Genomic DNA, 25,238 nt, shown 5'->3' with positions numbered 1-25,238 from the left:
ATCTGTTAACCCATCAACCATAAAAAAGGGCGACATCACTGTCGCCCTTTTTTCCGTCTTGCCCTAAGCCTTACGCCGCGCTGAACAACTTGTGCGGGTCAATCACAAACTTCTTCGGTACACCGGCATCGAATTCGCCGTAACCACGTGGCGCGTCGTCGAGGCTGATGACCTCAACACCCACGATGTCGGCAATCTTGATGCGGTCCCACATGATCGCCTGCATCAGCTGGCGGTTGTACTTCATCACCGGGGTCTGGCCGGTGTGGAAGCTGTGGGATTTGGCCCAGCCCAGACCGAAGCGGATGCTCAGGCTGCCCATTTTTGCGGCGGCATCGACTGCACCCGGATCTTCAGTCACGTACAGGCCAGGGATACCGATTTTGCCGGCAACCCGAACCACGCCCATCAGCGAGTTGAGCACGGTGGCCGGTGCTTCGTGTTTCACGCCGGCATGCCCGTGACCACGGGCTTCGAAGCCCACGGCGTCGACGGCGCAATCCACTTCTGGCTCGCCCAACAGCGCGGCGATCTGTTCGTGCAGCGGGGTGTCTGTCGACAGGTCGGCGATTTCAAAACCCTGAGCCTTGGCGTGAGCCAGACGGATCGGATTGACGTCACCGATGATCACCACCGCAGCACCCAGCAGGCGAGCGGAAGCGGCAGCTGCCAAGCCAACCGGACCCGCGCCGGCGATGTAAACGGTGCTGCCCGGGCCAACGCCTGCAGTCACTGCGCCGTGGTAACCGGTCGGCAGAATGTCCGAGAGGCAGGTCAGGTCACGGATTTTTTCCATGGCCCGATCGCGATCCGGCAGTTTCAGCAGGTTGAAGTCGGCATACGGCACCATCGCGTATTCGGCCTGGCCGCCGGTCCAGTCACCCATGTCGACATAACCGTAAGCACCGCCCGGACGCGCCGGGTTAACGCTCAGGCAGACACCGGTGTGCATTTCCTTGCAGGAACGGCAGCGCCCGCAAGCAACGTTGAACGGCACGGAGACCAGGTCGCCGATTTTCAGGTTTTCGACATCGCTGCCCTTCTCGATCACTTCACCGGTGATCTCGTGGCCCAGCACCAGACCGGTTTGGGCCGTGGTACGACCGCGCACCATGTGCTGGTCCGAACCACAGATGTTGGTGGAAACCACACGCAGGATGACACCGTGTTCGATCTTCCTGCCGCGCGGGTCCTGCATTTTGGGATAGTCGATTTTCTGTACTTCGACCTTGCCATTGCCGAGATACACCACACCACGATTACCAGACATGCTTTCACCTCGCTGTTGTTTTTATGTAGCGGTCGCGTCGCCCTGGATCGGCGGCGCGTTGATTGCTCGGGTTATTGCCTGTGAGTCTTGTGTTGTCTGTAAGGGCCTCATCGCGAGCAAGCTCGCTCCCACAGGGTTTTGTGTCATGCACAGATCTCAGTCACACCCTGAATCCAATGTGGGAGCGAGCTTGCTCGCGATGGCGATCTATAGAACTACTGTTCTGTTGGCGTTCAAAAACACTCGTCTTTCAATGTGATACCCAACGGCCCTTGCCAACGTCAGCCCTTCGATATCCCGGCCTTTGGCAATCAGGTCTTCGGGGTAATGGCTGTGATCCACTGCTTCCACGCCTTGGGCGATGATTGGACCTTCGTCGAGGTCGTTGTTGATGTAATGCGCCGTGGCGCCCACCAGTTTCACGCCCTTGTTGTAGGCCTGGTGATATGGCTTGGCGCCTTTGAAACCGGGCAGCAACGAGTGATGGATGTTGATCGCTTTGCCATCGAGCTTGCGACACAGCTCCGGCGACAGCACTTGCATGTAGCGCGCAAGCACCACCAGCTCGGCGCCGGACTCTTCGATCACCTGCCAGACCTGCCGCTCTTGCGCGGGCTTGTCGTTCGGGTCGAGCGGGAAGTGGTAATAGGGAATGCCATGCCAGTCGGCCAGCGGCTTGAGGTCCGGGTGGTTGGACACCACCGCGACCACATCCATCGACAATTGACCGATGCGCTGGCGATACAGCAAGTCGTTGAGGCAGTGATCGGCCTTGGAGACCATGATCACCACTTTGGGCCGGTGGTGCGGCGGGGTCAGTTCGAAAACCATACCGAACGCATCGGTCCGCTCGGCCAGACCTGCGCGAAACGCCTGTTCGTCGAAGGCGCCGGGCTGACGGAACTCCACGCGAATGAAGAAGCGGCCGGACAGCCGATCATCGAACGAGTGGTGCTCGGTGACGTAGCAACCCTGTTCGAACAGAAAACGGGTCACCGCATCCACCGTGCCCAAGACACTTGGGCAATCGGCGGTCAAAATCCATGTGTCTGGTGCGCGGCTCATAGTGCGGTGACTCCTGTTCGTGGGTGACCGGTGACGTCTCTGTGTTACGCCTGAACGCTTAGGCCATACTCAGCCGCCGCATCCTGCAACCACAGCCACCAGTAATCCGAAAAGCTGCGGCGAATCAGCAGCTCCCAAGTGTCTTCTGCGGTATGGCGAATCACCAGTTGCGACTTGGCGAACACCGTGCCCACCGCTTTGCCCACCGGGAAGTTGTTGGGGTGCACGTCGTAGCTGGTGGACTTCATCAGCACTTCGCGGACTTTCGGGCCGCTCAGCTCGAGAATCTGCTGACCGCCGCTGACGTTGACGATGGAGATGTGCAGATCGCCCAGCGCTTCGCGCAGTTTTTTCTCGGCGGCGAATTCTTCACCGCTCGGCACGATCAGCAGCCACTCGTCCGGGCCCATCCATTGCAGGCTGGTTTCGCCTTTGGCGACCACGGTCAGGGCGACTGGCAGTTCCAGGCCCAGGGCCTTGTGCACGCCAGCGGCGAAGGCCGGGTTGTGGGCATCGCCACGAAGGGTCAGGTGACCCAGGAGTTTTTTCTCACGCACGGTGACACCGGCGTTTTTACGGCCCTTGCCCACCAGGCTTTGCAGGCCCGCGTGGTGCAACGACGACTCGGCCTTTGCCCCAGTGGTTGGGCGCTGTTGGTAAACGTTGGCTGTGGTCATAAAGCACCTGTCTTGAATTCTGTTGGTTCCGGCCCTGGTGGTGGCAACTCTGCCGCCATCGCGAGCAAGCTCGCTCCCACAAGGGTTACGCGATCTCCTGTGGGAGCGAGCTTGCTCGCGATGCAGTCAACGCGGTGCAGCTGCCACCCCACAGGATTCGAGGCCACTAGATGTTCTGGCGATCGCCTTTCGGATCGAAGAACACCGAAGAAACGATTTCCGCTTCGATCACGCTGCCGTCGGCCAACGGCGCGAACACACGCTCGCCGATACGCTTCAAGCCGCCTTTGACCACACCCATGGCAAACGAATAGCCAAGGGAGTTGTGGGCGTAGCTGGAGGTCACGTGACCGACCATGCTCATCGGGATCGCTTGCTTGGTGTTGAACACCAGTTGCGCACCTTCCGGCAGCCATTTGGTCGGGTCGATCGGCTTGAGGCCGACCAACTGTTTGCGCTGATCACGCACACAGTCTTCACGGTTCATGCCACGCCAGCCGATCCACGAGAACGGTTTGGTGCGACCGACGCACCAGCCCATGTTCAGGTCGTCCGGGGTCATCGAGCTGTCCGTGTCCTGGCCGACGATGATGAAACCCTTCTCGGCCCGCAGGACGTGCATGGTTTCAGTGCCGTACGGCGTCAGGTTGTACTTCTTGCCCGCCTCGACGATTTTTTCCAGGACGCCCATGGCGTAGTCGGCCTGCACGTTGACTTCGTACGACAGCTCACCGGTAAACGAGATCCGGAACACCCGCGCTGGCACACCGCCCACCAGACCTTCTTTCCAGGTCATGAACGGGAAGCCGTCCCTGTCCAGGTCGATGTCGGTGACTTCGCTGAGCAGCTTGCGGCTGTTCGGCCCGGACAGGGTCATGGTCGCCCAGTGGTCGGTGACCGAGGTGAAGTACACCTTCAGGTCTGGCCATTCGGTCTGGTGATAGATTTCCAGCCATTGCAGTACGCGTGCAGCGCCGCCGGTGGTGGTGGTCATCACGAAGTGGTTGTCGGCCAGACAGGCAGTGACGCCGTCGTCGAAAACCATCCCGTCTTCTTTACACATCAGGCCATAGCGAGCCTTGCCCACGTCGAGCTTGGTCCAGGCATTGGTGTAGATGCGGTTGAGGAACTCACGCGTATCCGGGCCTTGAATATCGATCTTGCCGAGTGTCGACGCATCGAGCAGACCGACGCTTTCGCGCACGGCCAGGCATTCGCGTTTGACCGCGGCATGCAGGTCTTCACCGTTTTTCGGGAAGTACCAAGGACGTTTCCACTGACCGACGTCTTCGAACTCGGCGCCGTTCTTCACGTGCCAGGCGTGCAGCGCGGTGTAACGCACTGGCTCGAAGATGTGCCCACAGTGACGACCGGCTACCGCACCGAAAGTCACCGGCGTGTAGTTCGGGCGGAACATGGTGGTGCCCATCTGCGGGATGGTCACGTTCAGCGAACGGGCGGCGATGGCCAGACCGTTGACGTTGCCGAGCTTGCCCTGGTCAGTACCGAAGCCCAGCGCGGTGTAGCGTTTGACGTGCTCGACCGACTCGAAGCCCTCGCGGGTCGCCAGTTCGATGGCGGCAGCGGTGACGTCGTTCTGCAGGTCGACGAATTGCTTCGGCGCCCGTGCGGTAGCCTTTTCGTGTGGCACCTGGAACAGCGCCAGCGTCGGCTCTTCCAGACGGCTCAGGGCTTTTGGCAATACGCCTTCGACCGCTTTGAAACCGGCTTCGCTGGCTGCGCGCACGCCGCCTTCAAAACCGTCGGCCAGAGAATCGCCGAGGCTGTAGACACCATTGATGCCGCCAACGCATACGCGTTTTTGCGGTGCTTCACCCGGGATGAAACCGAGGATGTCTTCACGCCAGATCGGTTTGCCGCCCAAGTGCGACGCCAGGTGAACCACCGGGCTGTAGCCGCCGGAACTGGCGACCAGATCGCATTCAAGCCATTCGCCAGGGCTGGTAACTGTGTGCGCCTTGACGTCGATTGCTGCAACACGAGCAGCCGTCACGCGCTTGCTGCCGCGTGCTTCGATGACGGCACTGCCGGTCAGAATACGGATGCCTTTGGCGCGTGCTTCTTCGACCAGCGCACCGCGTGGATTGCTCCGCGCATCGGCAACGGCCACCACTTGCAGGCCGGCGTCGAGCCAGTCCAGCGCCACGCGGTAAGCGTGATCGTTGTTGGTGGAGAGCACCATTTTCTTGCCCGGCGCAACGCCGTAACGGCGCACGTAAGTCGAGACTGCACCGGCCAGCATGTTGCCCGGCACGTCGTTGTTGCCATAGACCAGCGGACGCTCGTGGCTGCCTGTCGCCAGCACGACGCGCTTGGCGCGAACCCGGTGGATACGCTGACGCACCTGGCCAATCGGGGCGCGGTCGCCGAGGTGATCGGTGAGGCGTTCGTGAATGGTCAGGAAGTTGTGGTCGTGGTAACCGTTGACAGTCGCACGAGGCAACAGCAGCACGTCCGGCAAGCCCTTGAGCTCAGCGATCACGCTGGCCACCCATTCGGTGGCCGGTTTGCCGTCGAGGCTCTCACGGGTATCGAGCAGGCTGCCGCCGAACTCTTCCTGCTCATCGGCCAGAATCACTCGGGCACCGCTGCGCGCAGCCGCCAGGGCAGCCGCCAGACCCGCCGGGCCACCGCCGACGATCAGCACGTCGCAGTGCTGGTTCATGTAGTCGTAGGTGTCCGGATCGTTTTCGGTCGGCGAACGACCTAAACCTGCGGCTTTACGAATGTACTTCTCGTAAGTCATCCAGAACGATTGCGGGTACATGAAGGTTTTGTAGTAGAAACCCGGTGGCATCAGCTTGCCGCCGACCTTGCCGAGAATCCCCATCATGTCGTTGTTCACGCTCGGCCAGCCGTTGGTGCTGGTGGCGACGAGACCCTGGTACAGCGCCTGTTGGGTGGCGCGTACGTTAGGAATTTGCGTGGCTTCGGTGGCACCGATCTGCAGCACCGCGTTCGGTTCTTCAGCGCCTGCGGCGAAGATCCCGCGAGGACGCGAATACTTGAAGCTGCGACCGATGATGTCGACGCCGTTGGCCAGCAGTGCAGCGGCCAGGGAGTCGCCTTCAAAGCCTTTGTAGATCTGACCGTTGAAGGTGAAGCTCAGGACTTTGTTGCGGTCGATCCGTCCACCGTTGGACAGGCGATTGATCTGGCTCATACCTTCGCTCCCAGAGCCTGCGCGGCCGCTTTCGGACTTTCAGTCTTGTCGGTGAACTGTGGCTTGGTGCCGATCTTGTAGGTTTCGAGAATCTCGTAGGTCACGGTGTCACGGGTGACGTTGAAATACTGACGGCAACCGGCGACGTGATCCCACAGCTCGTGGTGCAACCCGCGTGGGTTGTCACGGAAGAACATGTAGTCGCCCCACTCCTCGTCGGTGCAGGTGTTCGGGTCCAGTGGGCGCGGGATGTGCGCCTGGCCGGATGCATGGAATTCCTCTTCGGAGCGCAGTTCGCCGCAGTGAGGACAGAAGATGTGCAACATAGGGATTTCTCCTGTTAGTGGGCGACCGCAGCAGCGCCGTGTTCGTCGATCAGCGCACCGTTGTGGAAACGGTCGATGGAGAAGGGTGCAGCCAACGGGTGCATTTCACCCTTGGCAAGGCTTGCGGCAAACACGTTGCCCGAGCCTGGAGTCGCTTTAAAACCACCAGTGCCCCAACCGCAGTTGAAGAACATGTTCGGCACCGGTGTTTTCGAGATGATCGGGCACGCATCCGGCGTGGTGTCGACGATGCCGCCCCACTGACGGTTCATGCGTACGCGAGACAGCACCGGGAACATCTCGACGATGGCCTGGATGGTGTGTTCGATCACCGGGTACGAACCGCGCTGGCCATAGCCGTTGTAGCCGTCGATGCCGGCGCCGATCACCAGGTCGCCCTTGTCGGACTGGCTGATGTAACCGTGCACGGCGTTGGACATGATCACGCTGTCGATAATCGGTTTGATCGGCTCGGACACCAGCGCTTGCAGCGGGTGGGATTCGATCGGCAGACGGAAACCGGCCAGTTTGGCCATGTGCCCGGAGTTACCCGCCGTGACCACACCGACGCGCTTGGCGCCAATGAAGCCCTTGTTGGTTTCAACGCCGATGCACACGCCGTTTTCCTTGCGGAAACCGATCACTTCGGTCTGCTGGATCAGGTCCACGCCCAATGCGTCAGCGGCACGGGCAAAGCCCCAGGCCACGGCATCGTGACGGGCCACGCCGCCGCGACGCTGAACGGTAGCGCCCATCACCGGGTAGCGAGTGTTTTTCGAGCAGTCGAGGTACGGAATCTCGTCAGCCACTTGCTGAGCAGTGAGCAGTTCGCCGTCGACGCCGTTGAGGCGGTTGGCGCTGACCCGACGCTCGGAATCACGAATGTCCTGCAGGGTGTGGCACAGGTTGTAAACGCCACGCTGGGAGAACATCACGTTGTAGTTCAGGTCCTGGGACAGACCTTCCCAGAGTTTCATCGCGTGTTCGTACAGGTGCGCCGACTCGTCCCACAGGTAGTTGGAACGCACGATGGTGGTGTTGCGCGCGGTGTTACCGCCGCCCAGCCAGCCCTTCTCGACCACGGCCACGTTAGTGATGCCGTGCTCCTTGGCCAGGTAGTAGGCGGTCGCCAGACCATGCCCGCCGCCGCCGACGATGACCACGTCGTAGACCTTTTTCGGGGTCGGCGTGCGCCACATCTTCTGCCAGTTTTCGTGGTGGCTGAGGGAGTGTTTGAAGAGGCCGAAGCCTGAGTAGCGTTGCATAGTCATTTACTCCAAAACCGCGCTCAGCGATAAACCGGGAAGTCCGCGCACAGGGCCGCCACGTGCTTGGCAACGTTGGCCTCGACATCGGCGTCGCCGAGGTTGTCGAGGATGTCGCAGATCCAGCCAGCCAGCTCAACGCACTGGGTAACCTTGAAACCGCGCGTGGTGACCGCCGGGGTGCCGATACGCAGACCCGAGGTGACGAACGGCGATTGTGGATCGTTCGGTACGGCGTTCTTGTTCACGGTGATGTGGGCACGACCCAAAGCGGCGTCGGCTTCTTTACCGGTCAGGCCCTGACGGATCAGGCTCACCAGGAACAGGTGGTTGTCAGTACCACCGGACACTACATCGTAGCCACGTTTGATAAAAACGCCGGCCATCGCCTGAGCGTTGTCGATCACTTGTTGCTGATAGACCTTGAAGCCTGGCTCCAGCGCTTCCTTGAAGCACACCGCCTTACCGGCGATCACGTGCATCAGCGGGCCGCCCTGGGCACCGGGGAAGACTGCCGCGTTGAGCTTTTTCTCGATTTCTTCGTTAGCCTTGGCCAGGATCAGGCCGCCACGCGGACCGCGCAGGGTCTTGTGGGTGGTGGTGGTCACCACGTCGGCATACGGCAGCGGGTTCGGGTACAGGCCGGCAGCGACCAGACCGGCAACGTGCGCCATGTCGACGAACAGCAGCGCACCCACCTTGTCGGCGATCTGACGGAAACGTGGGAAGTCCAGAGTCTTGGAGTAAGCCGAGAAGCCGGCGACTATCATCTTCGGTTTGCATTCGACGGCCAGACGCTCGACTTCGTCGTAGTCGATCAGGCCGGTTTTAGTGTCGATACCGTACTGCACGGCGTTGTACAGCTTGCCCGAGGACGACACCTTGGCGCCGTGGGTCAGGTGACCGCCATGGGCCAGGCTCATGCCGAGAATGGTGTCGCCAGCTTGCAGCAGGGCCAGGTAAACGGCGCTGTTGGCCGACGAGCCGGAGTGCGGCTGGACGTTGGCGTAATCGGCACCGAACAGCAGTTTGGCGCGTTCAATGGCCAGCGCTTCGACCTTGTCGACGTGCTCGCAGCCACCGTAGTAGCGCTTGCCCGGATAGCCTTCGGCGTATTTGTTGGTCAGGCCGCTGCCTTGCGCTTCCATGACACGCTTGCTGGTGTAGTTCTCTGACGCGATCAGCTCGATGTGATCTTCCTGGCGCAGCTCCTCGGCATTCATCGCCGCCAGCAGTGCATCGTCGTAACCCTTGATCTGGTCTTGCTTGCTGAACATCGCGTCTCTCCCAGCGGCGGCTTGTGCGCCTTTCGTCTCGGTGAGGCACGTACCTTTCGGCAGTGCCCTTTGGATGCGATGGTATGGCCGGCGCAGACAGGTCAAATGCCTATGGACGCCACGCAAAGGTGCGTTTACGACATACGCCCAAAGAGCGACCACTGACCGGCGCTCGCGACACACTCGGCAGCGCCTGCGCAGGTTCAACACAACGTCGCGCGTGGACATGTGCATAATTGCCTAACGTCTTTGTATTTTTCTGACAGACACATCGCGTGTGCTCCCCCGCCCATCTTGGGTACAGTGCGCACCATCATCGACCACGGAGCCGGCCATGACCGACAAGAGCCAACAATTCGCCAGCGACAACTATTCCGGCATCTGCCCGGAAGCCTGGGCCGCCATGGAGCAGGCCAATCAAGGCCACCAACGCGCCTATGGCGACGATGAGTGGACTGCGCGTGCCTCGGACGATTTCCGCAAACTGTTCGAAACCGACTGCGAAGTGTTCTTCGCCTTCAACGGCACCGCGGCCAACTCGCTCGCGCTGTCGTCGCTGTGCCAGAGTTACCACAGCGTGATCTGCTCGGAAACCGCCCACGTCGAAACCGACGAATGCGGCGCGCCGGAATTCTTCTCCAACGGCTCCAAGCTGCTCATCGCACGCACCGAAAACGGCAAGCTGACCCCGGAATCGATCCGCGAAATCGCCCTCAAGCGTCAGGACATCCACTACCCGAAACCCCGCGTCGTGACCCTGACTCAGGCGACCGAAGTCGGCAGCGTCTACACCCCGGAAGAAATCCGCGCTATCAGCGCCACCTGCAAAGAGCTGGGCCTGAACCTGCACATGGACGGCGCACGCTTCTCCAACGCCTGCGCGTTCCTCAATTGCGAGCCCGCCGATCTGACCTGGAAAGCCGGTGTAGATGTGCTGTGCTTCGGCGGCACGAAAAACGGCATGGCGGTGGGTGAGGCGATTCTGTTTTTCAACCAGAAACTCGCTGAAGACTTCGACTACCGCTGCAAACAGGCCGGGCAACTGGCTTCGAAGATGCGTTTTCTCTCGGCCCCGTGGGTCGGTCTGCTGGAAAACGAAGCCTGGCTCAAACACGCCCGCCACGCCAACTACTGCGCGCAGCTGCTGAGCGAGCTGGTAAGCGACATTCCAGGCGTTGAACTGATGTTCCCGGTGCAAGCCAACGGCGTGTTCCTGCAACTGTCGGAATCGGCCGTCGCCGCCCTGACCGCCAAGAGCTGGCGCTTCTACACCTTCATCGGCAAAGGCGGCGCCCGCTTCATGTGCTCGTGGGATACCGAGGTAGAGCGCGTGCGGGAATTGGCGGCGGATATTCGCGAGGTCATGACCGCCTGAGCCTGACCCCGTAGGAGCTGCCGAAGGCTGCGATCTTTTGATCTTAAAAATCAAAATCAAAAGATCGCAGCCTTCGGCAGCTCCTACGGGGACCGCGCATACCGCTCTCCCTCGCGACAACAGCCATCCCTTCTTCCCTGATCGCTCGCCTTGAAAGACTTCGTCTACATTGACTGGCGAGCCGTTTCTATCCGTTCAGATAAAAACAATCAGGAGCGAACGCATGTCACTACAAGGCAAAACCCTGTTCATTACTGGCGCCAGCCGTGGGATCGGCCGCGAGATCGCGTTGCGAGCAGCAAAGGACGGGGCCAACATCGTGATTGCCGCCAAAAGCGCCGAACCCCACCCCAAACTGCCCGGTACCATCTTCAGCGTCGCGCAGGAAGTCGAAGCCGCGGGCGGCAAGGCCCTGGCCCTGCAAGTAGATGTGCGCGATGAAGTCGCGGTGCGAGAGGCAATGGCCAAAGCCAGCGAGCATTTCGGCTGTATTGATGCGCTGATCAACAATGCAGGGGCCATTAAGCTGACCGGGGTTGCGCACATCGAACTCAAGCGCTTCGACCTGATGCACCAGATCAACACCCGCGCCGTCCTGCTGTGCAGCCAGGTCGCCCTGCCCTATCTGAAAAAGACCGGTGGACACATCCTCAACCTTTCCCCGCCGCTGAATCTGGCGAGCAAATGGTTCGCTCAATACAGCCCCTACACCGTGACCAAGTACGGCATGAGCATGCTGACACTGGGCATGAGCGAGGAATTCAAGAATTACGGCATCAGCGTCAACTCGCTGTGGCCACAGACCATGATCGCCACCGCCGCTATCGAATTTCAGCTGGGGTCGCGTGAGTCGTTCAAGCATGCGCGTACGCCGGCGATCATGGCCGATGCGGCGCATGTGATTCTGAGCAGCGCCAACCGCAGCATCACCGGGCGCTTGCTGATCGATGAGGAAATACTTCGCGAACACGGCGTGACGGCATTTGAACATTATCGATTCGCACCCGATACAAACGACCCGCTGATGACGGATCTGTTTATCGATTGAGCCGCTGCCGTCGGCACCACCGATCCCACGCTGTGAACGGGATCGGCATGGGCTTGCACCGAACTCACTTCATTAGTCAATTTTCGGAATCGACCTACATAAATACTTGAAATCCTTGTCGTAGACTGCCCGTCCTGACTACAAGGAGTGGTACTTATGGCTAATCATGGTTACATGACCATCACCGGCAAGGCTCAAGGACTGATTTCAGCGGGGTGCTCAACCCCAGCGTCTATTGGCAACAAGTGTCAAACAGGGCATGCCGACGAAATCATGGTGCTGTCTTACAGTCATAACATGGCCAATGTTGGAAATATTAATAAGCCAACGCACAATCCAATTATTATCACAAAGAACGTTGATAAATCATCTCCCTTACTCAGTCAGGCACTCTCAAGTAGAGAAGAAATAAACTGCTCGATTAGTTTTTACCGGATTTCTTCATTTGGCTTGCAAGAGAAATTCTACACGGTAGAGATTAGGGGCGGCATTATTTCAGACCTGACGGTTGATATGCCCCATGTGGTTTTGCAAAATGACGTCGAACCTCAAGAGCATGTTGCTATTCGCTATCGTGACATTATCTGGACGCACCACCTGGCAGGAACCAGCGGGTACAGTTCAAGGGAAAGTAACGAATGAGGCGGCTAAAGGATAATGGCAAGCCAAGCAGCTGCGATTTTTGGAAGGTAAGCCATGCTGCGAATTATTTGGCAAATCAAGCCTGCACATTAGGTGCTCGACATATTAAAGATGGCACGCTGCGCTTGCAATTTAACCGAGAGGTTTCTTATTTCGCAAGAAGCATTGTTAATGACGTTGAACAGGGCAAAAAAAGCCCTGAACAGGGTCTGAAGGAAATAAAGAAATAGCAGAGCAACCTACTGATCCAGTCATTGGAAGTTGCTCAAAAAGGCGTCGGTGCAATTGCCGGAGCACTTCAATTCGCAGCAGGTGCAGGGATATGCTACGGCTCAGTCGGTACGCTGTGCCTTTTCGCTGGTGCGCCTTTGATGGCTCATGGGGCCAACAATGCGTATGAAAACGGACGAAACTTATGGGAAGGCCGCTCAGATACACAGGGGCTCGTCAGGAAGGGTTACCAGGAGGTCGCAAAAATGATGGGCGCCGGAGTATTTGAAGCGGATATGGCTTATGGGGCCGTTGACTTGGGAATGTCCGCATATGGCGTCGGTAGACTGGTATTAAAGCCAGATGCATGGCGCCTGTTTAGATATGTAAAAACAGATTATGTTCGCGGATATGTTAACGTAAGTAAAGCAGCACTATCGTTCGAAGTGCTATCTGATGGAGTGACAATAAACTCCATGTACTTAGAAGCTAAAGAACATGGAAAATAGCACGTCGATTACAACAACTTTTTATTTGTTTTTTTCACTAATCGGATTTTTAGCATTTCGCTCTATCTCCAAAAACTTTTCCGGAGCTAATTTTAAACCTAAATGGTTCTGGATTTGCTTTGCATTGTCCATGCTTTGGGGGGTGATTCAATTAAATGTAGCCCGTTACGGCTATATTTTATTTTTCCCATCATCCAAAGATTTTCTTGTGAGTAATTATTTGGTTCGGTGGATCGCATTTATAAGCGCTATTTTTCAAACTGTTTGTATTCCAAGCAAAGAAAAACCGAGACGCTGGTTTTCGCGAAAGTAATCCAGGGCGTGTGCGCTGAAGGCAATGCAGAGGCCTGTGAAAAGGTGAAATTCACAGAAACCGGGAGCTTTGTTGGTGGGATTGCGGGAGGAGCTATTACAGGATCAGGTTTAAGTTTAGCTGCTCCCGCTGTTGCGAAGCTGTGTGCTGGCTTAGGTCTATTGGGTGTACCAACGGGGGGAACTTCCTTACTTGTGTGTGGTGTTGTTGTGGTCGGAGCAGCGTCTTTTGCCGGAGGATATATTGGTGGAAAAGGCGGCGAACAAATGGCCGATAAAATTTATGAGGCCATCAAGTGAGCCTAAATACCGCAGATAAAATATTTCTAGTTGTCGGGCTGTTGGATTTTGGAGGAATTTTTATTTACATTGGAGTCGTATTGCATATGGGCTATTCCAAAATTGATTTTTTGCTTAGCTGCTTCAAGAGCAGCCCTGCGGCTACAACCTTGGCGCCTCTTAGACACGGTGGGCCGTGGGGAAAGATATTGGTGGTCGGTGGCATCGCCAGCTTTCTCACCTTTCCCAAGTACTACATAAAGCGCGGAGGCATCAGCGCCGATGATATAAATAACTTCCCCTCTAAACTTAAACGCACATTGGTGGTCTTGCACAAAATCGGACTAGTACTCCTATTCGTAATGTTTGGAATTGGAGTGATAGCCGAGTTCGATCTTCTCTAAACGACCACCAGACCTTATATAGCGCTCGGCTGCGTTTGAAGGAGCTGAAGGGAAAACAGCCCAATGGGGCTTTTAGCCATGGCTATCGATAATTATGGCAAGCATGTTAATGAGAGGACATTTAGAAAGCTAATAAGAAATAGTCTATGGGCTGGCATCGCTTTATATTTAGTTGCTGCTTTTATTGGTCACAGGGTTAGATAAAAGTTGCTTCATGCTCGCTGCTGCCCAACCCCACAACTTTCCAAGACCTTTCCGACAACGTACTCTGTTGCCGCGCTTCAGCATCGCTCCTATAGTTTGAGCTCGCGGCAAAATCCGCGAATGACCTTGGCCGGTCGAGTGTAGGTAGGCGTCAGCGCTAATAACGTCGTTTCAGAGTCTTTTATCTGAATATCGTTTGCGGTGGCTGTGCGTGGGACACCTTCGGGTGTGCCGGTTCTCCTACCCGGTCGGCCAACCCGCGTACAGCTGCCACCTCTTTCGCTTGGCCGCGAAAGGTGGAAGCTCTTTCAGTAGGAGCTGCACCCATGAACGAACAAGTCATGCCTCGTTATCTCCCCGTCGATACCTACGACTCTGCAACCCCCGTGCTCTTCATCAACACCCACAAAGAACTCAGCGACCTGGCCGCGTGCGCCGCGCACCGGTTCACGGTGGTGCGCGACCTGATGGACACCTTGACCAGCCTGTCCCTCAAAGGCATCTCCGATTGCGACCTGACCCGCGTCACCCGTGGCGTGCATTTGCTCACCCGCGAAGGTTGCGCGGTGCTGGAGGTGATTCAGTTGCGGATGGGGCAGATGGAGGCGGGGTATAAAGCCAAGGGTTAGCGCTTCTGCACCTTCTGGCAAATCCGGCGCACGCTTCATGTGCTCGTGGGATACCGAGGTAGAGCGGGTACGGGAGTTGGCGGCGGATATTCGGGAAGTGATGAGCGCCTGAGCCTGACCCTGTAGGAGCTGCCGAAGGCTGCGATCCTTTGATCTTGAAAAGCAAAGTCAAAAGATCGCAGCCTTCGGCAGCTCCTACGCGGTTATTCGGCAGCTATCAAAGATAGTGGTCGATTCGACCGTGCTAGAACTCGATCCGCACATCCCCCTTCGGCACGCTGCAGCACGACAGGATGTAACCCTCGGCTTCATCTTCTTCGGTGATCCCGCCGTTGTGCTCCATCTCGACCTCCCCGCCCAGCTTCATCACCTTGCACGTTCCGCAGATCCCCATCCCGCAGGCTTTCGGAATCAGCAGACCAAGCTTGGAGGCGGCGGCGTGGACGGTTTCGCCCGGCGCCACGCGGATGCTTTTGCCGGAGGCGGTGAATTCCACCTCATGCAGGTCAGCGGCGTCGATTGCCGGCGCGTCGGCCGCTTGTTCGGCGTGTTCCACGGCGTCGGCGCGAGCCTCGGGTGGCGTGGCACCGAAAGACTCCTCATGGTAGCGCTTCATATTGAAGCCGGCGTTCTCCAGCAAGCGCTTGACCGCGTTCATGTAAGGCGTCGGGCCGCAGCAGAACACTTCGCGCTCAAGGAAGTCCGGGACCATCAGTTCGAGCATCTTGTGGTTCAGGTAACCGCGATACCCGGCCCATGGCTCACCGAAACCATGTTTTTCGCAGATCAGGTGCAGGCTGAAGTTTTCGATCCGCGACGCCATGTGTTCCAGCTCGCGGTGATAGATGATGTCTTTTGGCGAGCGGGCGCTGTGGATGAACGCCATATCGACATTGCCGTTGGTGTCGAAGAACCAGCGGGCCATGGACATGCACGGGGTGATCCCGACGCCACCGCTGAGGTACAGCACTTTCGGGTTCGGGAAGTCGATGGCGTTGAACAGCCCGACCGGCCCGTGCACCGCCAGCTCCTGGCCTTCGTGCAGGGTGTCGTGCAGCCAGTTCGAAACCTTGCCGCCCGGTACGCGCTTGATGGTTACCGAAAAGCTGTAAGGCACCGACGGCGAACTGGAAATGGTGTACGAGCGCATGATCGGCACACCGTCGATTTCCAGCTCCAGGGTGACGAACTGCCCCGGCTTGAAGAAGAACATGATCGGCTGGTCGGCCATAAAGCAGAAGGTCCGCACATCCCAGGTTTCCTGGATGACTTTGACGCAACGGACAATGTGTCGACCATTGGCCCAGGTCTGGGTGGTTACCGGATTCAGGAAACTATTGGACATGCTGATCTCCACGGCCGACTGTCGGCCTTATGTTGCCGATTCTGCGTATAGCGCAGACTGCCCATTTACCTATCTGCGACATTCACATGCTTATCGCGACCAGCCCACAACCACCGGGGGTTGAGCGTCGGGAACAGATTGGGGCATGTCGCCCATGGATAAGGTTCTGGCCCGCGCCGGCCCCACACTCGCCTCAACAGACAAACACTGTTTTCTGCCTTGCGTAGCAACCCTGATTAGCCACTATTCGCCGGCCACACAGATGGCCATGAGGACTTAAACGATGGACGTCACCACTACCCTGAGCTTGGGCGATCCACTGGAACCCGCACGCAAGGCCACCGCGCAAATGCTGCAGGAGCGCGAGCGTACGTTCTCGCTGCCACAGCCGTTCTACTCCGATGAGCGCCTGTTTGATATCGACATGCAGGAGATCTTCCAGAAAGAGTGGTTGATCGCCGGCATGACCTGCGAAATCCCGACCAAGGGCAACTTCCTGACCCTGCAAATCGGCAAGAACCCGATCATCGTGATTCGCGGCGCCGAAGGCGTGGTTCACGCCTTCCATAACGTCTGCCGTCACCGTGGTTCGCGTCTGTGCACCAGCGAAAAAGGCAAGGTCGCCAAACTGGTTTGCCACTATCACCAGTGGACCTACGAGCTTGACGGTCGCCTGCTGTTCGCCGGCAGCGAGATGGGCGACGACTTCGACATGAAGCAATACGGCCTGAAACCGGTGAACGTGAAGACTGCCGGCGGCTACATCTTCGTCAGCCTCGCGGAAAACCCGCCAGCCATCGATGACTTCCTGTCGACACTGAACCATTACATGGAACCGTACGACATGGAGAACACCAAGGTGGCGGTGCAAACCACCTTGATGGAAAAGGCCAACTGGAAACTGGTGCTGGAAAACAACCGCGAGTGCTACCACTGCAATGCGTCGCACCCGGAACTGCTGAAAACCCTGCTGGAATGGGACGACGTGACCGACCCACGTGCCGACCAGGCGTTCAAGGACCACGTCGCCGACTCTGCCGCTGCCTGGGAAGCCGAGAAGATTCCTTACGCTCACGCCAGTTTCGGCCTGCGTAACCGCATCGTGCGCATGCCGCTGCTCAAAGGCACCGTGTCGATGACCCTGGACGGCAAGCAAGGCTGCAAAAAACTCATGGGCCGGATCAAGAACCCGGACCTGGGCTCGATGCGCATCCTGCACCTGCCGCACTCGTGGAACCACTGCATGGGCGATCACATCATTGTGTTCACCGTGTGGCCGATCAGCGCGCAGGAAACCATGGTCACCACCAAATGGCTGGTGCACAAGGACGCCGTCGAAGGCGTGGATTACGACGTCGAGCGCATGCGTCAGGTCTGGGATGCCACCAACGACCAGGACCGTCGTCTGGCCGAAGAGAACCAGCGCGGGATCAACTCCACGGCGTACCAGCCAGGCCCGTACTCCAAGACCTATGAGTTCGGCGTGGTGAACTTTGTCGATTGGTACAGCGAGCGTCTGCTGAACAACCTGGGTGCAGAGCCTGCGCCTTACCTCAAGGGCGTGCCGGTTCACGGCTAACCGCAAAAGCATCGCGAGCAAGCTCGCTCCCACATTGATTGATGTTGTTCGTAGCATTTGTGAACACCACCAATCCCCTGTGGGAGCGAGCTTGCTCCGGGCGGCGTTCCGACGATGGCGGCCTACCTGTCACCACATCCCTCCCCTCGATACTCTCTCTCTCCCAAACTTAGAACTGTACGAAATATGATCTATTACGTTCCAGCCTATAAGGGACGTGGCGTGCAGCCTTCAGCAAACAAGTTATCCACACCTCCACCCACAGCAAATGGGGACAACTGTGGAAAGACTGAACGTTTTCTCCACAGAAACTGAAGAAAATCCGTGACTTATTCAATTGACCGGTTTTCGAGCGCTATTGGCTGTTTTTTGACCAAAAGCCTGTAAGCCGCGTTATTCGTGGCTCGCAGCGGACCGCGAACACCTTATCCACAGAAGCGCCAACAGACTTTGGGGGCAACTGTGCACATTATTCAGTGCGTTGTGGAAAACCGCGTCCAGGCTGCCTATTTCGTGGGTTTGAGCAGTCAATGGAGGGCAAAACCCGGCATTTGGTTATTTATTGAGCAGAAGCTTGAAAGCCACGATCTGTATGGCTTACAGCGGACAGCGAACATCTTATCCACAGAAGCGCCAACAGAGATTGGGGGCAAGTCGTGAACCGCCGATACCCTTATCCACTGAAAAAAGCTCGAAATAACGAGGGGTTAGGCTGGTCGTTTTTCGTACAAAGGCTTGCAGGGCTTGATCTGCATGGGGTGTAGCGAGGGGTGAACATGTTACCCACAGAAGCGCTAACAGGGATTGTGGGTAAATGCATAACAACTGTGGGAGCAGGCTCGCTCCCACAGGGATTTGCTTATGCTTAAGGCCGATACATCAAATAGGCTTCACCCGTGACCCGAATCATCGGGTGGGGCGTGATCTGGCAGGTATCGACGACACGGAAGCCATGTCGCTCATAAAACCGACGGGCACCGGTGTTCGCCGCATAGTCGATCAGGCTCAAGCCGTTGAGCCCCAGCTGGTTGGCACGGTCGTAAGCGTAGGCGAGGAATTGTTGGCCCAAGCCCTGATTGCGCCAGCCCTCATGCAGCGCCAGGCTCGAAATATAGAGGGTGCCGGGGATTTCCATCTTGGCATACGGCGCCAGGACCGGATCGGTTACGGGAGCTGCCAGCGGATCGTATCGCATCGCGTAGCTGTGCAGCATGCCGATGACCTTTCCCTCTGCCTGCGCGATCACACAGTTTTGATAGGAAAAATCCACATTTTCGCGAGCATAGCGACTGGCGCCGACATCCAGCAGGTCCTGGCCGGGCTGCGCCAGTTGGCTCCAGATGTAATCCGCGGCACCTTCTGATGAAATCTGAAACAAGCGGGCAATCTCCCGCGCATCCGCGCGCAGGGCCGAACGAAATTCAACTGCCATTTACCGGGCTCCACAGGAACGTTAGCGAACCACGCCTTCTTCAATCAGCAACTTGAGAATCGCCTCAGCTCCAGCCTCGGCACTCAACCCTTTAAGCACCTGCCCGCCACCGCCGCTGGCCTTGGCCGTGGCGGCTTTCATCCGGTCGGCACCGCTCTTGGCCTTGATCACTTTCAAGCGTTTTGGCCGTGGCTTGGCCGGTTGCAACGTTGCAACCGCCAGCAATTCATCGTCGATAATCTCAACGTCTTCCGCCTGCAACACCCCGCGCCGGGCCGGGCCGAAGGCGCTTTGCCGTGGCTTGGGCGCCGCGTTATCCACCGTGGCGAGAAACGGCAGGCGCACCTTCAAGCGTCGCCGCTGACCACGGGGCAAGGCTTGCAGCACCAGGGCCGAATGGCCGTCGATGGATTCGACCTGCGCCAGCCCGACCACCAGCGGCCAGCCCAGGCTTTCCGCCAGCAGGAACGGCAACATGCCCGAGCCTTCACCGGTTTCCGCCTGACTGCCGGTCAGCACGACCTGCGCCCCGGCATCGCGCAAATAAGCGGTCAACGCTGGCAGCGCATCCGCGCCTTGGGGTTGTTCGAGCACGTGCAGCTGTTCCAGGCCCATGCCCAGATAAGCACGCAGCGCAGGCTCCTCGACATCACCGGCATGCAGCACTTGCAAGTTATCCCCAGCCAGTTGCAGACCGAGTTCAACCGCCCGCGCATCCTGCTCGGCACGGCGTGGCCGGCCCGAAGTCGGGTGGGCGCCGATGGACACCAGGCTGATTACATGAGTACTCATAACCCTTTCCTTCTCTTAAGCCGCATCGCGCTTGGCGTCGTTGCGGTAAGCCTCTACCGCCGCGATCAAGGCCTGAAGAATTTCCGCGCTTTCGCCAATCACCGACAGGTCGGCGCGCTTGATCATGTCGCAGCCAGGGTCGAGGTTGATCGCCACCACCTTGTCGCAGGCACCGATGCCTTGCAGGTGCTGGATCGCCCCGGAAATCCCCACCGCCACGTACACCCGCGCCGTGACCCAGGTGCCAGAGGCGCCGACCTGACGGTCGCGGGCCATGAAACCATCGTCCACCGCGACTCGCGATGCGCCTTCGGTAGCACCCAACGCCGCCGCCGTCCTGTGGAAAAGATTCCAGTCCTTGACCCCGTTGCCGCCCGAGAAAATAAACTCGGCCTCGGCCATGGGAATGGCTGCCGGGTCGACTGCCACCGCGCCCAGGTCTTCGATCCGCGACAGACTGCGCGCAACCGTTGTGGATAACTCCACCGGCAACGCTTCGTGACGGGTTTCGCTGACCGGCTCGGCACATTCCACCGCCGCCAGAATCAACCGTGCGACAGGACGCGCCAAGTCTTGCAGACCAGCACCGGCGCGGCCGATGCACTCTTGGTCCTTGACCTGCCAGACCCGCGTGGCCGGGCGTTCGCCGAGTGCGGCGGCAAAGCGTCGACCCAGTTCACCACCACCGCTGCGGCTGTCCGGCAGCAGCCAGTGACGTGGGCTGAACTGGTTATCCACAGCCCGCAGCCCCTGCACCCGTTGTTCCGGTGCATAACCATCGAATTCCTCGCCATCGAGTACCAGCAGGCGGTCGACGCCGGCAGTGGCGAAAGCGTTTTCCTTGTGTTCGCCAAAAACCACCGCGAGCACCGCACCGTCCTTGCCGGCCAGTTGATGGGCCAAGCCCAGCAGGTCACGGTCGTGACTGCTCAAACGACCACCGACCATGTCCGGCACCACGCTGATGTAGAACGCAGGTGCAGCCACCTGATGCAGCGGCAGTTGTACCTCAACGGCCGCTGTACGCTTGGTCGCCCCGCCCTGTTGTGCACCACTGCGGTCAATCCGCTTGATGCCATTGGGGCCGATGAAACCGATGCCGTGAGGATTCTTGCGAATGATCCCGTTGGGGCCCATCCAACTGTGTTCCACCGGTTGCATGGCGGCGTGCAGCGGATGCAGACGGTTGCGGGCGATCCATTCGGCGCGCGGATCGCGGCGGATAATGTCGCTCATCAGTGGGCCTCCGCAGGTTGACGTTTAGTCGGTGCCGGTGACTTGCTCGGCGCCGCGTCTTCGAGCAGCGCATCGGCCACCAGTTCGGCGATGTCCTTGATCAGCGGCCGTGGTTCGACCACGCCTTCGAGCATCGCGGTGCACTGTGGGCAACCCACGGCCACCAGTTCTGCACCGGTTTCGCGGATGTCGTCCATGCGCATGTCAGGGATCCGTTGCTTGCCCGGAATGTCGGTGATCGGCGCACCGCCGCCACCGCCGCAGCAGCGCGAGCGGAAGCCAGAACGTTGCATTTCCTTGACCTCGATCCCCAGTGCTCGCAGCACTTGGCGCGGCGCCTCGTATTCGCCGTTGTAGCGGCCGAGGTAGCACGGGTCGTGATAGGTCACGCTGTTGCCTTTGTGCTGGCCCAGATTGAGTGCGCCAGCGTCGATGATTTCCGCCATGTAGGTGCTGTGGTGCTGCACCAGGTAGTTGCCATCGAAAGCACCGTATTCGTTCTTCAGCACGTGGAAGCTGTGCGGATCGCAGGTGACGATGCGGTTGAAGCTGTATTTGGCCAGGGTCTGGATGTTGCGTTTGGCCAACAGCTGGAAGGTCGCTTCGTCGCCCAGACGGCGGGCCACGTCGCCGCTGTCACGCTCTTCGAGACCGAGCACGGCAAAGTCGACTTTCGCGGCTTTCAGCACTTTGACGAAGGCGCGCAAGGTACGCTGGTTGCGCATGTCGAAGGCACCGTCACCGACCCAGAACAGCACGTCGGTGGATTTCTTCTCGCTGAGCAGTGTCAGGTTCAGGTCCGCCGCCCAGTTCATCCGCCCGCCCGGCGCGAAACCGCCCGGGTTGTCGGTGGCGATCAGGTTTTCCAGGACTTCGGCGCCCTTGTTCGGGGTCGCGCCTTTTTCCAGCGTCAGGTGACGGCGCATGTCGACGATGGCGTCCACGTGCTCGATCATCATCGGGCACTCTTCAACGCAGGCGCGGCAGGTGGTGCACGACCACAGGGTTTCCGCGTCCACCAGACCGTTGACGATCGGTTGATGCGGATTGCCAGCGTGTTCACCGATGGCTTTGCCTGGATAAGGACTACCCGCGAACTTGGCATCGGTGCCACCGGCCAGGCCGACCACCATGTCCTGAATCAGTTTTTTCGGGTTCAGCGGCTGGCCAGCGGCGTACGCCGGGCACGCCGCTTCGCATTTACCGCACTGCACGCAGGCGTCGAAGCCAAGCAGTTGGTTCCAGGTAAAATCCTTGGGCTTTTCCACGCCCAAGGGGGCTTGCGGGTCGTTCAGGTCAAGCGGTTTAAGACCCGTAGAACGACCACCACCAAAACGTTCGGCGCGACGGTGCCAGGCCAGGTGCAAGGCACCGGCGAAGGCGTGCTTCATCGGCCCGCCCCAGGTCATGCCGAAGAACAATTCGGATACGCCCCACAGCACGCCGACACCGAGGATCCCCGCCACCAGCCAACCGCCGAAGTTTTCCGGGAGGATACCCGCCACCGGCAGGGTCACCAGGAAGAACGACGCCGAGAATGCCAGCAAGCTTTTCGGCAGGCGCATCCACGGACCTTTGGATAAACGGGCCGGCGGGTTGCGCCGACGCAGGTACATAAAGATCGCGCCGACGAACATTACCGCCGTCATCAACAACAGTGCATAACCGAGGAAGCGGTTATGCAGGCCAAAACCGTGAACCAGAATCGCCAGCACGATGGACGCCACCGCACCACCCGCCGTGGCAACGTGGGTGTTGGCGATGTATTTGTCCCGCGCCACCACGTGGTGCAGGTCGACCATGTAGCGTTTGGGCATGGCCAGCAGGCCGCCGATCAGATCGACCTTGGACGCACGGCCCCGGCGCCACATAGCCACCCGCCGCAGCGCGCCCAGGACAGCCAGGCCCAGGGCAGCGAACAGCAGGATTGGAAGAAGGGTGTTCAACATGTGGAGCTCCCAAAGACCTCGGGGTCTTGCAGGCTTAACTACCTGGATGCCTTGCTCGATTCCTGTGGGAGCGAGCTTGCTCGCGATTCAGGCGACGCGGTGCATCAGAGGTTCCGCGTCATCGTTCATCGCGAGCAAGCTCGCTCCCACAGGGGATCCACAAGCTCTTAGAAATCCTTGCAGAGCCGCAACGCGTCGTAGATCGCCGCATGCGTATTGCGCTGGGCCACACAGTCGCCGATGCGGAACAGCAAGTAGCCGTCACCCGTCTGGCTCAACGATGGCTGAGGCTTGATCGCGAACAGGGCTTCGATGTCCATCTGGCCTTTGTTGCGCGAGCCTTCCTTCAGCGCGTAGTAGATTTCTTCGTCCGGCCGCACGCCGTTCTCGACGACCACCTGGTCGACCACCCGCTCCTCCTTGGCGCCGGTGTATTCGTTCTCCAGCACCGCCACCAGCTTGTCGCCTTCGCGGTAGACCTTATCGAGCATCATGTCGCCGGTCATGATCACTTCTTTCGGGTACATGCTGCGGTAGTAAGTCGGGAACGACGTGCCGCCAATCGCCACACCCGGTTTGATGTCGTCGGTGACGATCTCGACCTGGCTGCCTTTGTCGGCGAGGAAGTCCGCTGTCGACATCCCGGTGAACTCGCAAATGGTGTCGTAGACCAACACGTTCTTGCCCGGCGCAACCTTGCCGTCGAGGATGTCCCAACTGCTGACCACCAGGCCTTCAGCCGCACCCCAGTGTTCGTTCTGCTCCAGGAACGGATGACCGCCAACGGCGAGCACCACCACGTCCGGACGCAGGTCGAGAATGGTCGCCGCATCGGCCGCCACGCCCAGGCGCAGGTCGACTTTCAGACGCGCCAGTTCCAGCTGGAACCAGCGGGTGATACCGGCAATCTGATCCCGCTGCGGGGCTTTCGAGGCCGTGGTGATCTGCCCACCAATGAATTCTTTTTTCTCAAACAGGGTTACGTCGTGGCCACGTTCGGCCGACACGCGTGCAGCTTCCATCCCGGCAGGGCCGGCACCGACGACGACAACCTTGCGTTTCACACCGGTCGATTTCTCGATGATGTGCGGCACGCCCATGTATTCACGGGAAGTCGCGGCGTTCTGGATGCACAGCACGTCCAGACCCTGGTACTGACGGTCGATGCAGTAGTTGGCACCCACGCATTGCTTGATCTGGTCGACCTGGCCCATCTTGATCTTGGCGATCAGGTGCGGATCAGCAATGTGCGCGCGGGTCATGCCGACCATGTCGACGTAACCGCCTTCCAGAATGCGTGTCGCCTGGTTCGGGTCCTTGATGTTCTGCGCGTGCAGCACCGGGGCCTTGACCACTTCCTTGATACCGGCCGCCAAATGCAGGAACGGCTCCGGTGGATAACTCATGTTGGGGATAACGTTGGCCAGGGTGTTGTGAGTATCGCACCCCGAGCCCACGACGCCGATGAAGTCGATCATGCCGGTGTCGTCGTAGTACTTGGCGATCTGCTTCATGTCCTCATGGCTCAGGCCATCAGGGTGGAATTCGTCACCGCAGATACGGATGCCGACGCAGAAGTCCGGACCGACTTCCTTGCGCACTGCCTTGATCACTTCCAGGCCGAAACGCATGCGATTCTCGAAGCTGCCGCCCCATTCGTCGGTACGCTTGTTGACGCGCGGGCTCCAGAACTGGTCGATCATGTGCTGGTGCACGGCCGACAGTTCGACGCCGTCCAGGCCACCGGCCTTGGCACGTGCGGCGGCGCTGGCGTAGTTGCCGATCACCCGCCAGATTTCTTCCGGCTCGATGGTTTTGCAGGTCGCGCGGTGCACCGGTTCACGGATACCCGACGGCGACAGCAGGGTCGGCCAATGCTCGCCATCCCAACGGGAACGACGGCCCATGTGGGTAATCTGAATCATGATCTTGGCGCCATGCTTGTGCATGGCATCGGCCAGGTTCTGGAAGTGCGGAATGATCCGGTCGTCGGCCAGGTTGACCGACTTCCACCAGCCTTGCGGGCTGTCGATGGCCACGCTGGAGGAGCCGCCGCAAATCGCCAGGCCGATCCCGCCCTTGGCTTTCTCTTCGTAATACTTGATGTACCGATCGGTGGTCATGCCGCCGTCGGTGGCGTAGACCTCGGCGTGCGCGGTGCTGAGCACGCGGTTGCGGATGGTCAGTTTGCCGATTTGAATCGGTTGAAACATTGCTTCGAAAGCCATG

Annotated in this window: 20 protein-coding genes and 2 pseudogenes; 9 read left to right on the top strand and 13 right to left on the bottom strand. The window is 59.0% G+C overall.

What is annotated here, in order from left to right:
• Positions 1–70: 70 nt before the first annotated feature.
• The 7 genes from fdhA to glyA form a co-directional block, all read right to left on the bottom strand.
• Entirely contained in the window at positions 71–1,270 is a 1,200-nt protein-coding gene (fdhA, locus tag AC1RPZ_RS18435) for a formaldehyde dehydrogenase, glutathione-independent (RefSeq protein WP_019693988.1), read from the bottom strand.
• Positions 1,271–1,477: 207 nt separating this feature from the next.
• Positions 1,478–2,335: a formyltetrahydrofolate deformylase gene (purU, locus tag AC1RPZ_RS18430; RefSeq protein ID WP_493138384.1), complete on the bottom strand. Its 858-nt coding sequence runs from the start codon at positions 2,333–2,335 to the stop codon at positions 1,478–1,480.
• 44 nt (positions 2,336–2,379) lie between these two features.
• The gene (locus AC1RPZ_RS18425; protein WP_216743916.1) at positions 2,380–3,012 is read right to left on the bottom strand and encodes a sarcosine oxidase subunit gamma; all 633 of its coding nucleotides are present in this window, start codon (positions 3,010–3,012) and stop codon (positions 2,380–2,382) included.
• A gap of 166 nt (positions 3,013–3,178) precedes the next feature.
• Positions 3,179–6,196, bottom strand: a complete 3,018-nt coding sequence (locus AC1RPZ_RS18420; RefSeq protein WP_493138383.1) for a sarcosine oxidase subunit alpha — start codon at positions 6,194–6,196, stop codon at positions 3,179–3,181.
• Positions 6,193–6,522 (bottom strand): sarcosine oxidase subunit delta, encoded by a 330-nt coding sequence (locus AC1RPZ_RS18415; protein WP_123426519.1) that lies wholly within the window; start codon positions 6,520–6,522, stop codon positions 6,193–6,195. Before AC1RPZ_RS18415 ends, AC1RPZ_RS18420 begins: the two co-directional genes overlap by 4 nt.
• A gap of 14 nt (positions 6,523–6,536) precedes the next feature.
• A complete protein-coding gene (locus AC1RPZ_RS18410; RefSeq protein WP_262112936.1) occupies positions 6,537–7,787 on the bottom strand; it encodes a sarcosine oxidase subunit beta in 1,251 nt (416 codons plus the stop codon).
• A gap of 23 nt (positions 7,788–7,810) precedes the next feature.
• The gene (gene glyA / locus AC1RPZ_RS18405; protein WP_123426518.1) at positions 7,811–9,064 is read right to left on the bottom strand and encodes a serine hydroxymethyltransferase; all 1,254 of its coding nucleotides are present in this window, start codon (positions 9,062–9,064) and stop codon (positions 7,811–7,813) included.
• 334 nt (positions 9,065–9,398) lie between these two features.
• Between glyA and AC1RPZ_RS18400 the strand changes: the two genes are divergently transcribed.
• From AC1RPZ_RS18400 to AC1RPZ_RS18365, 8 genes and pseudogenes are all read left to right on the top strand, one after another.
• Positions 9,399–10,439: a threonine aldolase family protein gene (locus tag AC1RPZ_RS18400; protein ID WP_493138382.1), complete on the top strand. Its 1,041-nt coding sequence runs from the start codon at positions 9,399–9,401 to the stop codon at positions 10,437–10,439.
• 223 nt (positions 10,440–10,662) lie between these two features.
• Entirely contained in the window at positions 10,663–11,487 is an 825-nt protein-coding gene (locus tag AC1RPZ_RS18395) for an SDR family oxidoreductase (RefSeq protein ID WP_493138381.1), read from the top strand.
• Between the two features lie 156 nt (positions 11,488–11,643).
• On the top strand, positions 11,644–12,129 hold the full coding sequence (locus AC1RPZ_RS18390; RefSeq protein ID WP_493138380.1) for an Hcp family type VI secretion system effector: 486 nt from the start codon (positions 11,644–11,646) through the stop codon (positions 12,127–12,129).
• Positions 12,126–12,848 (top strand): annotated as a pseudogene (locus AC1RPZ_RS18385) (DUF4225 domain-containing protein). Before AC1RPZ_RS18390 ends, AC1RPZ_RS18385 begins: the two are co-directional and overlap by 4 nt.
• A gap of 228 nt (positions 12,849–13,076) precedes the next feature.
• Positions 13,077–13,460: a hypothetical protein gene (locus AC1RPZ_RS18380; protein WP_493138379.1), complete on the top strand. Its 384-nt coding sequence runs from the start codon at positions 13,077–13,079 to the stop codon at positions 13,458–13,460.
• Positions 13,457–13,843: a hypothetical protein gene (locus tag AC1RPZ_RS18375; RefSeq protein ID WP_493138378.1), complete on the top strand. Its 387-nt coding sequence runs from the start codon at positions 13,457–13,459 to the stop codon at positions 13,841–13,843. Before AC1RPZ_RS18380 ends, AC1RPZ_RS18375 begins: the two co-directional genes overlap by 4 nt.
• Before the next feature lie 530 nt (positions 13,844–14,373).
• Complete coding sequence (locus AC1RPZ_RS18370; protein WP_493138377.1) at positions 14,374–14,676, top strand: hypothetical protein; 303 nt, start codon at positions 14,374–14,376, stop codon at positions 14,674–14,676.
• A gap of 16 nt (positions 14,677–14,692) precedes the next feature.
• A pseudogene (locus AC1RPZ_RS18365) lies at positions 14,693–14,788 on the top strand (hypothetical protein); the annotation flags it as partial.
• A gap of 132 nt (positions 14,789–14,920) precedes the next feature.
• On the opposite strand, the gene gbcB reads toward AC1RPZ_RS18365, so the two are convergent.
• Positions 14,921–16,021 (bottom strand): glycine betaine monooxygenase reductase subunit, encoded by a 1,101-nt coding sequence (gbcB, locus tag AC1RPZ_RS18360; protein ID WP_493138376.1) that lies wholly within the window; start codon positions 16,019–16,021, stop codon positions 14,921–14,923.
• Positions 16,022–16,304: 283 nt separating this feature from the next.
• Between gbcB and gbca the strand changes: the two genes are divergently transcribed.
• A complete protein-coding gene (gene gbca / locus AC1RPZ_RS18355; RefSeq protein ID WP_493138375.1) occupies positions 16,305–17,600 on the top strand; it encodes a glycine betaine monooxygenase oxygenase subunit in 1,296 nt (431 codons plus the stop codon).
• A gap of 865 nt (positions 17,601–18,465) precedes the next feature.
• On the opposite strand, the gene AC1RPZ_RS18350 is transcribed toward gbca, so the two are convergent.
• From AC1RPZ_RS18350 to dgcA, 5 genes are all read right to left on the bottom strand, one after another.
• Positions 18,466–19,032 (bottom strand): GNAT family N-acetyltransferase, encoded by a 567-nt coding sequence (locus tag AC1RPZ_RS18350; protein WP_493138374.1) that lies wholly within the window; start codon positions 19,030–19,032, stop codon positions 18,466–18,468.
• A 21-nt stretch (positions 19,033–19,053) separates the two neighbouring features.
• Positions 19,054–19,824: an electron transfer flavoprotein subunit beta gene (gene etfB, locus AC1RPZ_RS18345; RefSeq protein ID WP_493138373.1), complete on the bottom strand. Its 771-nt coding sequence runs from the start codon at positions 19,822–19,824 to the stop codon at positions 19,054–19,056.
• 15 nt (positions 19,825–19,839) lie between these two features.
• Complete coding sequence (gene etfA / locus AC1RPZ_RS18340; protein ID WP_493138372.1) at positions 19,840–21,060, bottom strand: electron transfer flavoprotein subunit alpha; 1,221 nt, start codon at positions 21,058–21,060, stop codon at positions 19,840–19,842.
• On the bottom strand, positions 21,060–23,009 hold the full coding sequence (dgcB, locus tag AC1RPZ_RS18335) for a dimethylglycine demethylation protein DgcB (protein ID WP_493138371.1): 1,950 nt from the start codon (positions 23,007–23,009) through the stop codon (positions 21,060–21,062). Before dgcB ends, etfA begins: the two co-directional genes overlap by 1 nt.
• A gap of 167 nt (positions 23,010–23,176) precedes the next feature.
• Positions 23,177–25,237: a dimethylglycine demethylation protein DgcA gene (dgcA, locus tag AC1RPZ_RS18330; protein WP_493138370.1), complete on the bottom strand. Its 2,061-nt coding sequence runs from the start codon at positions 25,235–25,237 to the stop codon at positions 23,177–23,179.
• Between the last annotated feature and the right edge of the window lies 1 nt (position 25,238).

It is taken from the genome of Pseudomonas sp. GW822-FHT02D10 (assembly GCF_058802345.1).
The sequence above is the reverse complement of the archived record's forward strand: the minus strand, read 5'-3'. Positions and strand labels throughout refer to the sequence as shown.

Bases quoted from the DNA above. Each gene is read 5' to 3' on its own strand.
- dgcB (WP_493138371.1), bottom strand. From the start codon at position 23,009: ATGTTGAACACCCTTCTTCCAATCCTGCTGTTCGCTGCCCTGGGCCTG.
- AC1RPZ_RS18370 (WP_493138377.1), top strand. From the start codon at position 14,374: ATGAACGAACAAGTCATGCCTCGTTATCTCCCCGTCGATACCTACGAC.
- AC1RPZ_RS18400 (WP_493138382.1), top strand. From the start codon at position 9,399: ATGACCGACAAGAGCCAACAATTCGCCAGCGACAACTATTCCGGCATC.
- gbca (WP_493138375.1), top strand. From the start codon at position 16,305: ATGGACGTCACCACTACCCTGAGCTTGGGCGATCCACTGGAACCCGCA.
- dgcA (WP_493138370.1), bottom strand. From the start codon at position 25,237: ATGGCTTTCGAAGCAATGTTTCAACCGATTCAAATCGGCAAACTGACC.
- AC1RPZ_RS18425 (WP_216743916.1), bottom strand. From the start codon at position 3,012: ATGACCACAGCCAACGTTTACCAACAGCGCCCAACCACTGGGGCAAAG.
- fdhA (WP_019693988.1), bottom strand. From the start codon at position 1,270: ATGTCTGGTAATCGTGGTGTGGTGTATCTCGGCAATGGCAAGGTCGAA.
- gbcB (WP_493138376.1), bottom strand. From the start codon at position 16,021: ATGTCCAATAGTTTCCTGAATCCGGTAACCACCCAGACCTGGGCCAAT.
- AC1RPZ_RS18420 (WP_493138383.1), bottom strand. From the start codon at position 6,196: ATGAGCCAGATCAATCGCCTGTCCAACGGTGGACGGATCGACCGCAAC.
- etfA (WP_493138372.1), bottom strand. From the start codon at position 21,060: ATGAGCGACATTATCCGCCGCGATCCGCGCGCCGAATGGATCGCCCGC.
- glyA (WP_123426518.1), bottom strand. From the start codon at position 9,064: ATGTTCAGCAAGCAAGACCAGATCAAGGGTTACGACGATGCACTGCTG.
- AC1RPZ_RS18350 (WP_493138374.1), bottom strand. From the start codon at position 19,032: ATGGCAGTTGAATTTCGTTCGGCCCTGCGCGCGGATGCGCGGGAGATT.
- purU (WP_493138384.1), bottom strand. From the start codon at position 2,335: ATGAGCCGCGCACCAGACACATGGATTTTGACCGCCGATTGCCCAAGT.
- AC1RPZ_RS18415 (WP_123426519.1), bottom strand. From the start codon at position 6,522: ATGTTGCACATCTTCTGTCCTCACTGCGGCGAACTGCGCTCCGAAGAG.
- etfB (WP_493138373.1), bottom strand. From the start codon at position 19,824: ATGAGTACTCATGTAATCAGCCTGGTGTCCATCGGCGCCCACCCGACT.
- AC1RPZ_RS18390 (WP_493138380.1), top strand. From the start codon at position 11,644: ATGGCTAATCATGGTTACATGACCATCACCGGCAAGGCTCAAGGACTG.
- AC1RPZ_RS18410 (WP_262112936.1), bottom strand. From the start codon at position 7,787: ATGCAACGCTACTCAGGCTTCGGCCTCTTCAAACACTCCCTCAGCCAC.
- AC1RPZ_RS18395 (WP_493138381.1), top strand. From the start codon at position 10,663: ATGTCACTACAAGGCAAAACCCTGTTCATTACTGGCGCCAGCCGTGGG.